Below are 14,236 nucleotides of genomic sequence, written 5' to 3' on the forward strand. Positions count from 1 at the left end.
AATTTATTAAGTATGAGTGGATTGAAATTGATGCTTACGAAAACTGGAAAAGCTTTCTTGAATATCTCAAAAAAGTGCTTGACAATTTTGGGGAAGAATATGTAATTAATTTTGTTTAGGTGCTTATTACTTTGGACAGCGAACCCAGGGAGCTATACTTTGTGGATTGTTGCTAAGGGCAGGGCAAACCCATCTAAAATTAATCTAAATTATTTTGACAAATAAGTTATAGTGTGATATAAACTTATCCAAGTTAACTTGAGCACCAAATATGAGATAATGAATTCATCACTAATTTTTAGAAGTTGAGTTGTCTGACAAATGAAAAACGGCGTCTTAATCCAAAGCGCGAGTGGGTGAAACCCCCGTAAGACATAACCGAAGGATGGGGGATACTGGTCTTGATGCACTTAAAATTAGATAAATTAATCACAAAAAATAAAAATAGATGACATTAACAACTGATAGTTTTACCGATGGGTTTTATGATGATTCAGTAGGCACCCTGGAGAGCCTGCAGAAATCGGCAATCGCATACTTATTCTCAGATCCAAGACTACAGATAGTCAAACTCAACGACCAAGAATATATGGATTGCCAAATTGCCTATCGCAGTCAGCAGAACGAACAAGAGATGATGCTTGAAGCCACACTTCAGGCTATAGACGATAAGATGTCTTCACAAGAAGATTACAGCATCCTTAGCATCGGTTGTGGGAGCGGATTGTTTGAGAAACCTTTTTTGGAAAAGCTTCTTTCTCTAAACAAAACTATCCATTTCGTCGGCATTGATCCCAACGAAGCCGAATGTGTAAAAGCACAAGAATGGTGTGATAAAATCAGGATATATCACACCGATAAATTTAATTTTAAAATTAATACTGTTGGATTTGAATCTTTTCAATCACGTCAAGGTTTTGATATCATACTGTTAATTCATTCCCTTTACTACTTTTCTGACATTAAAACCTTATTTCGGAAAGAAAATTTACGAACTTAGCCGGGAAGGAGGAATGGTAATTTTAGGGGTAGCTAAAAGACAGTTACTGAATGAACCTTTTTACCATGCAACTCAGCGACTATACGGAAAATATCCGTGGTTTAGCGATGATGTAAAGCAACTCCTAACTGAAAGCAATTTACCGTTTCGTCAAGAAAAAATTGATTTTACAACAAACATTACAAAATGTTTTGACAAAGAGTCTGAGTTGGGGAAACAGTTACTAAATTTTATAGTTGGTGCCAACACGGAATTTTTTTCACCCTTACAATTGCGATTGCTCCTAGACTACTTTGGCACGAGTTCGCAAAAGATGGAGGGGGGAGAAATAATGCTTCCACACTCCGGAATTTTATTTTATATTGAAAAACAAAGGGTATCCGCTTAAAGTGGTAAAACTCTAACGGGACGGTGGGCCGCTCCACCATCCCGCCTTAAGTTAGTTAGTAGCCAAAATAAAACATATCCTACATCTGAAACAGCCATGAAACAAAACACTGACAATCTCAATCCTTCTCAAGACTACTATCAAAAAAGTAATCTAGATCTAGACTCTTGGTTCAAAATTACTTTGATAGATTACGAAGAGCTTGTTAATAGTCATCGATTTTTAAAAATAATCGATTCATTTGGAAGTGATACGATAAAACTTTTAGATATAGGTTGTGGAACAGGAGTTTTACCAGATTTATTAGATAAAAAAATTGATAGTGAACTCAAGCTATCATCTGATTTGCTAGATGTTTCAGACTATTGTCTGAATCAATGTAGTTCAGTGTTCAATCAATTAAAACACTTTCAGGCAAATCAAGGGTTCTTATCTTCTACAGAAACTATTGAAACAGCAATTCCCAAAAGTAGCTACTACGATCTTATTTGGGCAATTCATTCATTTTATACTGTAGACATTAATAAAATTCAGGATATCCTACAGCATATTAGGACATTGCTCAAACCCAGTGGTATTTTTTTGATGTATCAAGCAAGTTCAGATTCTTGTTACCATCAATTATATAATTTTTATCTAAAAAAATACGAACAGCCGAATAACTATAGAAGATTTATAACAGCAGAAGATATCCAATAAAACTTAGATTTACTCGAATTGCAGTACGATGTGATCGATTTTGATTATAACCATGAAATTGATTGTGAATATCGAGATTTGCTAGAAGCTTATTTAAAACAATGTATCCTTAATAATTCTGTTGATGTACTTTCCTTATTTAAAGAAAAATTATTACAGTATTTGAATCCAAAAACTAATCAATTTAGCTTTAAGCAAAAAACAAAACTGATAATTGTTAAAAAACACTAATTCAATAACTAACCATTCACGAACATCATTAACAATAGGTAAATAGCTAAAAACATCATAGTAGAGATATGAAAAAAATTTTTAATTTATGTTTTGAGGTAGAATTTTTTATAAACGTTGATCCCCCCTACCAAAAAGTCTGGAATTATCTCCCCTGTAGCTTCTCTGGGGAAGATCACCATGAAGTTGTCTAAATAACTTATAGGATAACGTTAAGTAGAAAAGCCAACTTTTAAAACCAAGTTTGAAAACCAAAGATAAGTCATGAGACCAACTCCTATCCCTCCAAAGCCAGGTCAAGAATCGGTTTGGGATTACCCCCGTCCCGCCCGATGGGAAGACATCAATAAACATATTAAGGTAATCTTTAATGGCATTGTTCTCGCAGAAACCCACAGACCTAAGCGAGTTTTGGAAACCAGTCATCCTCCGACTTATTACATTCCACCAGAAGATATCAAACTAGAATATCTGACAGAGACACCCCATAAAACCTTTTGCGAATGGAAAGGCAGGTGTTCGTATTACAATGTCTCGTTAGGTGAAAAACAAGCAACTCATGGAGCTTGGCGCTACCCCGAGCCAACCCCTGACTTTGTTTCCATCTGAGATGCGGCAAGGGGACTCCCGTTATACCCGGCACGGGTTAGCGGGAGGGGAATTGCCGCCAACAAGTAAACTACCCGATAGGGTATCCTTATTTTCAAGATTGATATTCATAGCCGTCAGCCTTGTGAATAGTTTTCAAGTATTTGGGATGTACGTCAAATTTTTGAGTTGGTAGTTGAAGGGTAAAGCTAGGTCTAAAGCGAATTGCAATACGTCCGACATATTGACCAGCAAACTTACCTTTGATGACATCAGCTTTAACAATATCACCTGTTTGAAAACCCTGAAAAAACTTAGCTTTTGGAGCGTGAGCTTTCGGAAACCCATATTTGTTAGGACGACAACGCTGCCTAGTTCCGTGTCCTTTAGCTGCAATTAACAGCGGTTTTATTCCCCTGATAAGTAGCCGCTCAGGTGTTGATTTACCAACACAAGAAGCATCAGTCCAATGGTGTTTTTCAATCATTCTGACCTTACGGTTAAATTTGGTCAGTCCCCCAGAACCTACTTCTACAGGTAACCCTGTTTCTTGAAGTCTTCTATACAATTCCCATCGGGTAGTATTAACCGCAGTCGCGTCTTTAAGTGAAGTCTTGGTTTTCCCCTTAATTTTCTTCAATAGTTCAGGCTTTTTACTTAAAAAATCTTCTACATATTTGTTACCTTTTTTCTGATTACAAGGTCTACAAGCTAAGGTGAGATTGCTTACTCTGTTAGAACCTCCTTTTGATTTGGGGACAATGTGTTCTATTTCCAATGGGGTGTTTTCAGCGTTGCAGTAGACACATTTTCTCCCCCATTTGGCAAGCAAGTATTCCTTGACCTCAAAGCCGAATAACTCACCGCGTTGATATTCAACCTCGCTAATTTCAGGGTTTTGCATTTGCTGCAAATCAAACCTGACTAACTCTTGAGAAATAGCGCTAATCGGACAGACTTTTCTAATTCGTTTCACCCAAGTCTCAATATTGTTAATTCTGCTTTCAAGAGATGGGGGTAACCATCCTTGTCTACGAGTTCTGTTCAAAAAACGAGGTTTGCGATATCGAGTCTTACGGTTGCGTCTACCTCTCCTTAATGCCCTGCGAGAGTCTAGAGAATTCTTAATCTGTTGTCCCCTGTGAGATATTTCTAAGGCGCTTGTGACACGTCCTGTTTCTTCTTGAACAATAGCCATCCCGCTTGTTTTACTACCAGGGTCTATCTTTAAACGATGTGAATGAGTGACAGATTTTTCTAAAATCCTGTCTTTTAATACAATTGTAAATGGGTACCGTTTAAATACTTTAGCCCTTCCCATGTTCAATAGCTCTCTTGCTCGTGCCGGATGGCATGGATCAAGAGGTTTCAAGTTTTTGTCTAGTACGAAAACTCGCATTACTTTGAGTCTCTCCTTTCGGGTAAAGTTGGCCTCGACAATGTTATTTGAACTTGTTATGTACAACTCACTGGCTTAACTCGTTACACCTGTTTAAAGCTGTACGAAAGAGCTGAAAACTGGCACGCATTATCAGGTTTCATAATTCAAATAACGTAGGTTTCTCACGAACCTTAGTCTGGTCAAGTTAGAGCTTAAAACAAGCTCCCGCTATAGTTCGTTAGAACTTAGCGGCGAGTTCTTGACTAAAGAATACTATGGCTTCTCTGCTCGTCTGATGGATGCCTGCTATGTAGATGATGAGTTAGTCACTCCCCAGCCTGGTGAATTTTATGGTGGCTGGATCACTAAGGATATTGTTGGACCTTTCAAGGGAGAACCAGGAACAATGGGTTGGTAGACGGGTTGGTAGATTGGGTAAATAGTGGTTTACTTTTGAGAGCTGTCGAGGGGGACGATTACTTGCCCCCTCTCCCAATTAGATCTGGTAGATCTGGACTTGCCGGTTGCCCTTATAACCTGAATAAATTTACAACAACCCAGCAAAATGTAGCGGTCCAGTGCCACTAATCAACTCCAACAGTAAAGCAATAAACCCAATCATAGCCAGACGACCATTCCAAACTTCTGCTGCTGTAGTCATACCCCACTCCCAGCGCTCGGGAGGGTAAATTTTGACTGTCTCTGGGGGACGAATCACTTCGGAGAGTTCACGGCTGGGTGATTCGAGAGCCTCAACTACCAAATTGGTCAAAGACTCAATAAATAGGGGATGGGTATTGAGGGCTGGTACCCGCTCAAAGTGCTTAATCCCTGATTCTTCTGCTATTTCTCGATACTCAATGTCGATTTCTTGGAGGGTTTCGATATGTTCTGAGACAAAACTAATCGGGACTACCAGCAAATCTTGAGTATTCTTAGCTCCGAGTTCTTGCAACGCATCCTCGGTGTAAGGTTGGAGCCATTCTACCGGACCAACCCGACTTTGATAGGCCAGAGTATGGGGATTGGGGCGGTTGAGGGTTTTCATAATTAAGGAAGTGCAATCCTCAATTTCTTGCTGGTAGGGGTCTCCAGCTTCTGTGACATAGCTGATGGGTACACCGTGAGCACTGAAGAAGATATGGACTTGATCAGGATTAGAAAACTTATCGAGTTCCTGAGCAATTAAATCAGCCATGGCTTGTAGGTATTGTGGCTGCTGGTACCAGGAGGGAATGACTGTGTGTTCAATCTTGCTCAGGTCTGGGTCTTCTTTCCACAGACTTTCTAGCAGACGGAAGCTAGAACCACTGGTGCTGATGGAAAACTGGGGATAAAGCGGTAAAATAACTAAGCGTTCGATACCATCGGCTTTGATAGTTGCGATCGCTTCTTCAGTGAAAGGATGCCAGTAACGCATTCCTACATAGACACTGACCTCTTGCCCTTTTGTTTGCAAATGTTCCTGGAGGGCTTGAGCCTGGGCGTCTGTAATCTTCCGTAGAGGGGAACCACCACCAATTTGCTTGTAGTTCTCCTGGGAGATCTTAGCACGCTTAGTGGAGATTAGCCAAGCCAGGGGTTTTTGCAGCCACGGAAAAGGCAGGCGAATAATTTCCGGGTCAGAAAACAGGTTGAATAGAAAGGGACGAACATCCTTTAACTGATCTGGCCCACCTAGATTAAGCAATAATACCCCAACACGACCCATAGTTAACACAGCTTCCCATAACTTTCATATTTGTTACTCATTTTAACAATATATTTTTTAACTTAAATTTGCAACAAGAAACACAGATCTTTACTAAGGAGTGAGTAGTGGCAACAGTTCTTAGAGCTTGGAGTTATCAGTACCAATGGCTGTATGATAGTATTTCCCGGATCGCGGCTTTGAGCGTAGGTGGAGAGAGACGATTCCGCCAGCTACCGTTACAGGGCTTAACAATTCATTCAGGAACCAAAGTGCTAGATCTATGTTGCGGCAGTGGTCAGGCCACCCAGTTCTTGGTGGAATTGTCTGAGCATGTCACAGGCTTAGATATTTCTCCACTATCCCTAGAGCGAGCACAACGGAATGTTCCCCAAGCCAACTATGTAGAGGGTTTGGCTGAACAGATGCCCTTTCCAGATGCTCAATTTGATATAGTTCACACCAGCGCCGCACTCCATGAAATGACCCCTGAGGTGTTGCAGCAGATTATTCAGGAGGTTCACCGGGTGCTTAAACCAGGAGGAGTGTTTACCCTGGTGGATTTGCACAAGCCAACTAATGTTTTGTTTTGGCCAGGGTTAGCGGTATTTATGTGGTTGTTTGAGACCGAGACAGCTTGGCAATTACTAGAGACTGACTTGGTCAAGGGGCTTGAGCAAGTGGGGTTTAAGGTATGCGATCGCTCTTTGCACGCAGGTGGTAGTTTACAGGTGATTCAGGTGACGAAAGCGTAAAGGCCGACAGTAACCAAAAAACCTACCCGAAGGGAAGGCCAAGGGCGAACAACCTTCAACCTTTAACCTTCAACCTTTAACCTTCAACCTTTAACCTTCAACCTTTAACCTTCAACCTTCAACCTTTAACCTTCAACCTTTAACCTCCCCTGCACCCAACGCCAAAGGCTAACAACCAAATAACCTTCAACTATATAATCCACCTACATATTCCCCATAACCGTTGTAAGGTAGGGTGGGTCGTCTGTCCCAGGATAAGTTTGGACCGCTACTGATGAATTTTTCTGTAGCTTGTGACCATCTGGGGTGAGGCTTATTGGGGTTAACATTTGCCTCAAAGTCATATTCATAGGAATTAATAGTATTCCAGTAAGTAGCTGGCTGGTTAGCTAAAAACTCCACTTTGACTATAGATTTTGCTCCTTTAAAACCATATTTCCAGGGCACTACCATGCGAATAGGAGCACCATGCTGCTTGGGTAATAGATGACCGTAAATGCCAATAGCAAAAAATGCTAGTTCGTTAGCCATTTCCTCAACACGTAAACCTTCCGTATAAGGCCAAGGTAAGGAACCAAGGTGTATGCCTGGACCAATAGTAATTTTGCGGTCATAATAGGAGGTAAATCGCACAAATTTAGCCTCTGAAGTAGGTTCTACTGCTTTGATCAGCGCTTTCATCGGAAATCCGATCCAGGGTAGCACCATTGACCACGCCTCTACACAGCGGAAGCGATAGATCCGCTCTTCGATCGGAAATTTAGTTTGGAGATCATCTAGGTCATAGGTTTGGGGATTTTTGACTAATCCGGTTACCTCTACCTTCCAGTCTTTGGTTGGTAAATTTTGCGCTGCTTGCCAGATCGATTTACTGCCGCCAAATTCATAAAAATTGTTGTACTGTCCAGCGAGCTCCTGATCAGTGATGGGTCTGTCAACACTGGCAAAAGCTGGATTGGTTGCTAAGGATTTGAACTTGGGTTGATTTAGGGTTTCCACAAAAGCTTTGTCTGAGGCAGAAGAGGAAGCTTGACAACCAAGAATTGAGAGCATTCCAGTGCCTAGGCTGGCACCAACTAAATTTTTGAGAAAGCGACGTCGGTTAAAATAAGCCGTTTCTGAGGTGACTTGTTGCTCTGGCAGTTCCCAGGACTTTGGTACACGAATGATGGTCATAAAGTAAGTGATATTGTTGACGGTGAGCTTTTAGCAGTCAGCCTAAACAGGCTAGTCGAGCTTATAGCTGGCAAGGGTAGCTTTTCAAGTAGTGCCTTGACTGATAGCGTGGGTTAAAACCTTAAGGTAAGCATTCAGCTATCATCCGCGTAGCGTGACCATAGGCCAAGGCCAAAGCTTACCTCTTTTATTGAAAAGCTGATAGCTGATAGCTGATAGCTTAAGTTATGCTTGTACAAAGTTATAGTTAAAATTACTACCGCTTATTTTTTTTATAAGGATGTATTCGGATGCCAGATTAATGTCAAGACTACTAAAATAAAAATAAATAAATAAAATAAGGTAAATAAAAAAACCAGGAGAAAGCTGATGATCCGTAAAACACTAGTTATAGTAGGAATCGGCTGGATAGCTGTGGGATTGGTACCTCTTGCTTATGCTCAGTCAGGAGCGCAGTCTAGTGAGCCAAGCGGTTCAGTAACCCTGTCTGGTGACACCCTCCGCCAAGTTAATGGTCGCACGGTCTCAGACGATTATGGCACCTTTTTCCCAACATCACTAGAGCTAGAGGAAACGGAAGGCTTAGGTAACAATTTACAGCCTAAGTTCAAGGTTGGCTCAAGGGACAATGTAGACATAGTTTTTGGGGATGTCATCCAGCAGGAAGAACTTAATGTGTTTCCTCAATCCTCAACTACTCGCAATACTCAAAAAGTCCAGTTGGCAGTTCCACTTAGAGAGTAAAGGTTGAGTACAAGGCAAGTTCTAACCACTGATAGCTAAACGGTTACTCAACCTCTGGTTCACCAGTTCAGTAGCCAGGCTAATTGCAGCCTTCATGCTAGTAGCGTTAGCAATGCCAAGACCAGCAATATCAAACGCTGTGCCATGATCAGGAGAAGTGCGCACAAACGGTAAACCGATGGTAGTATTGATCGCTCGGTCAAATGCCATAAGTTTGACAGGAATTAAGCCCTGGTCATGATAAAGTGCCAAATAAGCATCATAAGCATCATGAGCGTACTGCTGATGGTTGCCGTACCAAGCCTGACCAGGTTTTACCCAAAGAGTGTCAGGAGGTACTGGTCCATCTAATTGGATAGTCGGGCGTTGCTGGCGCTCTTGCTCTAGCCAGGGAATCAACCAATCTTGTTCTTCACAACCTAGCTGACCCTGCTCACCACTATGAGGATTTAACCCAGAAATCGCGATTCGAGGTTTCTTGATGCCAAAATCCCTACCCAAGCAGGCTATCAGTAAGTCTAGTTTACTCGCCATCAATAGTGGGGTTAAGGTGTTTGGTACTTGACTTAAGGGAATATGTGTGGTAGCTAAAAGTGTACGTAGCACCCAACCACTATGGGGCGATCGCGCTACGAACAGCATCCCAAATTGTTTGACACCAGAATACTGGGCTAGCACTTCAGTTTGACCAGGATAATCATGTCCTGCCGCTTTCCAGAGAGACTTGGCAATGGGTGCGGTCACAATACCATCAAACTGACCACGTTGGGTGAGTGCGATCGCATTTTCGAGATACACAAAACTAAGAGCACCACTAGCCGCATTACCAACACCTGGGGTGATTTGAGGCCGTTGTCCATAATCCAACTCAATGTCAAGGATTGATAATGTCTCTGGGGAAGCTAAAGTAGCTACATCTTCAACCCCCTGCTGACGTAGCTGGGTGTAAGCCCCATTCAAGAGGTACCGACTGCCAATCACCGTTATCTCACAATTCCTAGTGACTTGGGAGTCTGCCAATGCCTTGAGGACAACTTCTGGTCCAATGCCTGCTGGATCTCCCAAGGTCACCGCTAACCGAGGAAGCCTTGGTGGTGAGTTAAGTTTTCCTGTCAAAGACATCTTCTGATGGTTTGTTGACAAGTCTGACATCATTCCTCAACACTCCCGGATCCTAACCCCTTTGCTGAAATAGTCTTGCTCAGGATTTCCATAGGATTGCTATATTTTGGCACCCTAGTCATGATACCTTGTAACAAAAGTACATAGGAGATCATAAAACAATGGGTACAGAAATTTTCAATGCAGCATTTTTGTCCTTCACCTTGATTCTTGTGGGTTTGGGCTTAGGCTTCTTATTACTCAAAATCCAGGGAGTGTCAGAATAGTTTCTAGTGAATGGGTTATGGGGTAACGGCTGTGGGGTTTGGTCAAGAATTCTTTCACAGTTTTCTTCCAAATCCATGACTGATGCTGTCTAACGCCTCAACCCATTCTCCCACACCCCTCACCGTGGGCAAAGCCTATTGAATACCAGAAACATGAGATATCGACAAAATTTCTGATAGAATCTTATAGAAACTTAAAGATTCCTTACTAAAATTACTATAATGAACTTGTTGGTCGTCGGTGCAACTGGCACCTTAGGAAGACAGGTGGTTCGTCGTGCACTGGACGAGGATCATCAGGTACGCTGTCTTGTACGCAGTCCACGAAAAGCCTCTTTCCTAAAAGAATGGGGAGCAGAACTAGTACAAGGAGACCTCTGTGTTCCAGAAACCCTGCCAAAAGCCCTGGAAGGGATCACAGCTGTCATTGATGCGGCAACATCGAGACCAACAGATTCTCTGACCATCAGACAGGTAGACTGGGAAGGAAAAGTTGCCCTAATTCAAGCTTCTGTGGCTGCTGGTATAGAAAGATATGTCTTTTTCTCAATTCTGGGAAGTGAGAATTTTCCTCATGTCCCACTGATGGAAATAAAACACTGTACAGAACTATTTCTGGCAGAATCAGGATTGCCACACACAATCTTGAAACCGAGTGGCTTTATGCAAGGCTTAATTGGTCAGTATGCGATCCCGATTTTGGATGGACAGGCGGTTTGGATTACAGGAGAAACCTCTCCCATCGCCTATATGAACACCCAGGATATTGCTAAGTTTGGCATTCGTGCTCTTGAAGTTCCAGAAACAGTAAATCAGACATTCCCGGTGGTGGGAACCAGAGCCTTTAGTACCTACGAAATCATTAACCTGTGTGAGCGGTTGTCCGGTAAAGATGCTAAAATAGCCCGACTCCCAATAAATTTTTTGCGGGGTATGCGGCGATTCGTGAGATTTTTTCAGTGGGGCTGGAATGTGGCAGACCGGCTTGCCTTTACTGAGGTGCTAGTGAGTGGGAAACCTCTGGATGCACCGATGGAGAAGGTATACGAGGTCTTTGGCCTAGACCCTAAGGAAACCACAACTTTGGAAGAATATCTACAGGAATACTTTAACCGGATTATGAATAAGCTCAAAGAAATCGATTACGAGAAAGCTAAAAAGAAGTCTAAGAAGAGGACTCCTTTTAAATCTAAATCCTAGATATTTCCTGGAAAATCTATAAGCGCGAGGTTTTGGGGAGCCAGTGCAGCCAAAGTGCTTCTCGACGGGGCTTACAAAGTGCAGACGCAAGCCTGAGTACGCAGCCGGTCCCCATAGCGCGACTGCATCAAGACATTACCTGATTAAATGACAATTGTCCATGATGTTCGGTGATAATTTAATCCAAGTAGTTCAAGACGGGGACTGGTGAGTATACCAAAAGCAGGCATTATCTACAACGACCTTAAACCAATGGCTTGTAGCGTTGCTGAAGAGTTGCACAACCAATTGAGGACTGCGGGTTGGGAAGTGTGTATGGCGACAGGGGTTGGGGGAATTCTGGGTTATTCGAGTCCTCAATCACCAGTGTGTCATACACCAATGGACAAACTAGCCCCCCCTGGTTTTGATGACCAGATGGCTTTCGCAATTGTATTGGGGGGAGATGGTACAGTACTAGCGGCTTTTCGCCAAGTGGCTCCCCAAGGGATCCCTTTGCTAACGGTGAATACAGGTCACATGGGTTTCTTAACAGAGACCTATGTCAATCAGTTGCCTTCTGTCTTGGAACAGGTCATGGCAGAAGAGTATGTTATAGAAGAACGGTCGATGCTTTCTGTGCAGATCCTGCGAGATGAGAGGGTTTGGTGGGAGGCACTTTGTTTAAATGAAATGGTATTGCACCGGGAACCGTTGACGAGTATGTGCCATTTTGAGGTACAAATAGGACATCACGCACCAGTGGATATTGCAGCTGATGGTATAATTGTCTCAACACCCACTGGCTCTACTGCCTATTCTCTAAGTGCTGGAGGACCAGTATTAACTCCTGAGGTGCCGGTGTTGCAACTGTTGCCCATCTGTCCCCATTCTTTGGCATCTCGGGCATTAGTTTTTGCCGACACAGAGCAATTAAGCATTTTTCCCGCTACTCCCAATTCGATGGTGATGGTAGTTGATGGCAATGGTGGTTGCTACGTAATACCAGAAGATAAAATAAAAGTTAAGCGATCGCCTTACTCCGCTCGATTTATCCGTTTGCAAGCACCAGAGTTTTTCAGAGTTTTGCGAGAAAAGTTAGGGTGGGGGTTGCCGCACATTGCTAAACCGACCTCTGTGGAGTTGCCTTAGAGTTTACATCCATGTAACCAGAAAATGTAGTTTCTGGTGGTGTGTGGTGGTGTCCGATATCCATAATATTTAATCGGTGAAACGCAACTTTGGATCAGGGGGGCTTGTGCAACCTTTGCCCCGGTAAGATAGGAGTATCCACCAGCAACTGGCTATTCACGGTCGGTACTTAGGCAATCAACCCAAACTATTCTATGTCTGCTTTGAATCGCAATACTCGTCGTCGGCTCAATAAATTACAACAGACTTCCAGTGTGTGGGAGGGAGACCGCCGTCCCCTGTCAGTTATTGGTAACAATCATCAACAGCCGGATGGTGAGGGTCATAATGATTGCATTCTTTGGGTGGATGGCTCGGAAGGCATTGTCAGGGCAATGGATTTAGTATCACCAACCATGGGACCAGAAGCGATTGTTCGTGCCCTTATGCAAGCCATGGAACATCCCCAAAGCCCCGCCAGACCAGCACGACCCTCAAAGATTGTTGTTCGTAATCGAGAAATTCAGTTCTTTTTGCGAGGTGTCCTTCAAGGGTTAGACATTGGCATTGATTATGTACCCAATTTACCCTTGATTGACGAACTGTTTCGGGGATTTGAGGAAATGGCGGCTACTCGACAACCCCAGCTACCACCTAAGTATGCCGACCTACTTATCGAAAAAGCCTATGAAATTTGGCATGAAGCTGCTTGGGAAGTAGTGGCTGATCATCAGATTATCTCAATTGAATTAAATCGCTGGGATGTGGAAACCCTATACGTCTCAGTAATGGGTATGCTGGGTATGGAGTACGGGGTACTACTATATCGCTCCTGGGATTCCCTGAAACGGTTCCGATCATCAGTGCTGGCAGATGACTCGTGGGAAAAGATGGAACAAGCTTTCTTAGGGCAAGATTGCTTGTTTTTAACCTTCGGGCGGTTTGGTGATGATACCGAAGATGAGGATGAAGAGGATGATATTGATTTAGCTGATTTGCCAGTATCAGAGATTGTACCTGGGTTTGGTACAGTCCATCCCTTGGAAGGAATGCGACCTTATCTTTATGAAGAAGAAGCGATCGCAATTTATGTTGCCCTAGAAGCGATTCAGCGATTTGTTCACCATTACCATGAGGAATTAGATGACGAAAACTTACCCAAGATTGGTAAGCGCTACCGCATCCCGGTACCCCTAGAACCAAAATCTACTGTTAACGTTAAAGTTAACACCCATCCTGACCTGGCGGATGAGTTGTTAGAGATGGCAATTGAGTCCGAGGAAGATGATTTCGATTCAGAGTCGATGACCATACCCTTACGGGATGACCTTGTGCCAAAGGATGCTTTCCTAAAGCTGGGCATGATGTCTTGGGACGCAATAGAATCTATTCGCTCTGGGGTCAAATCCTATCAGTCTCAGAATATCAAGGCAATCGGGGAAGGCATGCCAGTTATTTTGATTCAAACCACCCGACCAAAGGCACAAGTGTTGATAGAGCAGATCGAGACCGCTGGTGGACTCAAAGGGATTTGCTTTAATTCAGGGGAAGATCCCTTTGAGGGCACACGCTACGACCTTGGCATTATCCAAACAGAAAACAGCAGTCTTTATTTATTAGGAGAGTTTTCTGAAACCGATACCAACCATGCTGCTGCCCGCCAGCAGTGGGAGGAGGGTTGTGAAAATCAGGGATATTGTGGTTTAGTTATTGCCAGAGGTCTAGCAGGAGCATCTCGGGGTAATCCCAAGCCTCGTGACATGATGGCATTGTTTGAAGCGCGATCGCTCTCCACTACAGATTTGGGAATAGCAATCCTCAAGGCAGAACCCTCAATAACTGAGCCACCCTTCTGACCTTCTGATTGAGAGCATGATTGAGAGACT

The 14,236-nt window shown here is 43.0% G+C and carries 14 protein-coding genes and 2 pseudogenes; 12 read left to right on the top strand and 4 right to left on the bottom strand.

Annotation, left to right across the window (positions count from 1 at the left end; all coding sequences use genetic code 11):
* The 5 genes and pseudogenes from F6K51_RS23130 to F6K51_RS23150 form a co-directional block, all read left to right on the top strand.
* Nucleotides 1–119 (top strand): annotated as a pseudogene (locus F6K51_RS23130) (IS630 family transposase); the annotation flags it as partial.
* A 329-nt stretch (nucleotides 120–448) separates the two neighbouring features.
* Nucleotides 449–1,000, top strand: a complete 552-nt coding sequence (locus tag F6K51_RS23135) for a class I SAM-dependent methyltransferase (protein WP_293024630.1) — start codon at nucleotides 449–451, stop codon at nucleotides 998–1,000.
* Nucleotides 1,001–1,013: 13 nt separating this feature from the next.
* Nucleotides 1,014–1,388 carry a hypothetical protein gene (locus tag F6K51_RS23140; RefSeq protein WP_293024632.1) on the top strand — a complete coding sequence of 125 codons (375 nt, stop codon included), beginning with the start codon at nucleotides 1,014–1,016 and terminating at the stop codon, nucleotides 1,386–1,388.
* Between the two features lie 96 nt (nucleotides 1,389–1,484).
* Complete coding sequence (locus tag F6K51_RS23145; protein WP_293024634.1) at nucleotides 1,485–2,087, top strand: class I SAM-dependent methyltransferase; 603 nt, start codon at nucleotides 1,485–1,487, stop codon at nucleotides 2,085–2,087.
* 495 nt (nucleotides 2,088–2,582) lie between these two features.
* A pseudogene (locus F6K51_RS23150) lies at nucleotides 2,583–2,924 on the top strand (DUF427 domain-containing protein); the annotation flags it as partial.
* A 97-nt stretch (nucleotides 2,925–3,021) separates the two neighbouring features.
* Here F6K51_RS23150 and iscB read toward each other — a convergent pair.
* Nucleotides 3,022–4,305: an RNA-guided endonuclease IscB gene (gene iscB, locus F6K51_RS23155; protein WP_293024636.1), complete on the bottom strand. Its 1,284-nt coding sequence runs from the start codon at nucleotides 4,303–4,305 to the stop codon at nucleotides 3,022–3,024.
* 241 nt (nucleotides 4,306–4,546) lie between these two features.
* Here iscB and F6K51_RS23160 point away from each other — a divergent pair, with 241 nt between their 5' ends.
* Nucleotides 4,547–4,705 carry a hypothetical protein gene (locus F6K51_RS23160; RefSeq protein ID WP_293024675.1) on the top strand — a complete coding sequence of 53 codons (159 nt, stop codon included), beginning with the start codon at nucleotides 4,547–4,549 and terminating at the stop codon, nucleotides 4,703–4,705.
* A gap of 129 nt (nucleotides 4,706–4,834) precedes the next feature.
* On the opposite strand, the gene hemH is transcribed toward F6K51_RS23160, so the two are convergent.
* Entirely contained in the window at nucleotides 4,835–5,998 is a 1,164-nt protein-coding gene (hemH, locus tag F6K51_RS23165; protein ID WP_293024638.1) for a ferrochelatase, read from the bottom strand.
* 107 nt (nucleotides 5,999–6,105) lie between these two features.
* On the opposite strand from hemH, the gene F6K51_RS23170 reads away from it, so the two are divergent.
* Complete coding sequence (locus F6K51_RS23170; protein WP_293024640.1) at nucleotides 6,106–6,732, top strand: methyltransferase domain-containing protein; 627 nt, start codon at nucleotides 6,106–6,108, stop codon at nucleotides 6,730–6,732.
* Between the two features lie 186 nt (nucleotides 6,733–6,918).
* Here the strand turns inward: F6K51_RS23170 and msrP are convergent, their stop codons facing one another.
* Entirely contained in the window at nucleotides 6,919–7,908 is a 990-nt protein-coding gene (gene msrP, locus F6K51_RS23175; RefSeq protein ID WP_293024642.1) for a protein-methionine-sulfoxide reductase catalytic subunit MsrP, read from the bottom strand.
* A gap of 369 nt (nucleotides 7,909–8,277) precedes the next feature.
* Between msrP and F6K51_RS23180 the strand changes: the two genes are divergently transcribed.
* Nucleotides 8,278–8,652, top strand: a complete 375-nt coding sequence (locus tag F6K51_RS23180) for a hypothetical protein (protein ID WP_075904491.1) — start codon at nucleotides 8,278–8,280, stop codon at nucleotides 8,650–8,652.
* Nucleotides 8,653–8,673: 21 nt separating this feature from the next.
* On the opposite strand, the gene pdxA is transcribed toward F6K51_RS23180, so the two are convergent.
* Complete coding sequence (gene pdxA / locus F6K51_RS23185) at nucleotides 8,674–9,774, bottom strand: 4-hydroxythreonine-4-phosphate dehydrogenase PdxA (protein WP_293024669.1); 1,101 nt, start codon at nucleotides 9,772–9,774, stop codon at nucleotides 8,674–8,676.
* 161 nt (nucleotides 9,775–9,935) lie between these two features.
* Here pdxA and F6K51_RS23190 point away from each other — a divergent pair, with 161 nt between their 5' ends.
* The 4 genes from F6K51_RS23190 (at nucleotide 9,936) to F6K51_RS23205 (ending at nucleotide 14,206) form a co-directional block, all read left to right on the top strand.
* The gene (locus F6K51_RS23190; RefSeq protein ID WP_063747919.1) at nucleotides 9,936–10,040 is read left to right on the top strand and encodes a PetM family cytochrome b6-f complex subunit 7; all 105 of its coding nucleotides are present in this window, start codon (nucleotides 9,936–9,938) and stop codon (nucleotides 10,038–10,040) included.
* Nucleotides 10,041–10,262: 222 nt separating this feature from the next.
* A complete protein-coding gene (locus tag F6K51_RS23195) occupies nucleotides 10,263–11,240 on the top strand; it encodes an SDR family oxidoreductase (protein WP_293024648.1) in 978 nt (325 codons plus the stop codon).
* Nucleotides 11,241–11,453: 213 nt separating this feature from the next.
* Complete coding sequence (locus tag F6K51_RS23200; RefSeq protein WP_293024671.1) at nucleotides 11,454–12,371, top strand: NAD(+) kinase; 918 nt, start codon at nucleotides 11,454–11,456, stop codon at nucleotides 12,369–12,371.
* Nucleotides 12,372–12,565: 194 nt separating this feature from the next.
* Nucleotides 12,566–14,206, top strand: coding sequence for a hypothetical protein (locus F6K51_RS23205; protein WP_293024650.1), 1,641 nt, complete (start codon nucleotides 12,566–12,568; stop codon nucleotides 14,204–14,206).
* The last annotated feature ends 30 nt before the right edge of the window (nucleotides 14,207–14,236 follow it).

It is taken from the genome of Moorena sp. SIO3I8 (assembly GCF_010692325.1).
In the GTDB taxonomy this organism is placed as follows: Bacteria; Cyanobacteriota; Cyanobacteriia; order Cyanobacteriales; family Coleofasciculaceae; genus Moorena.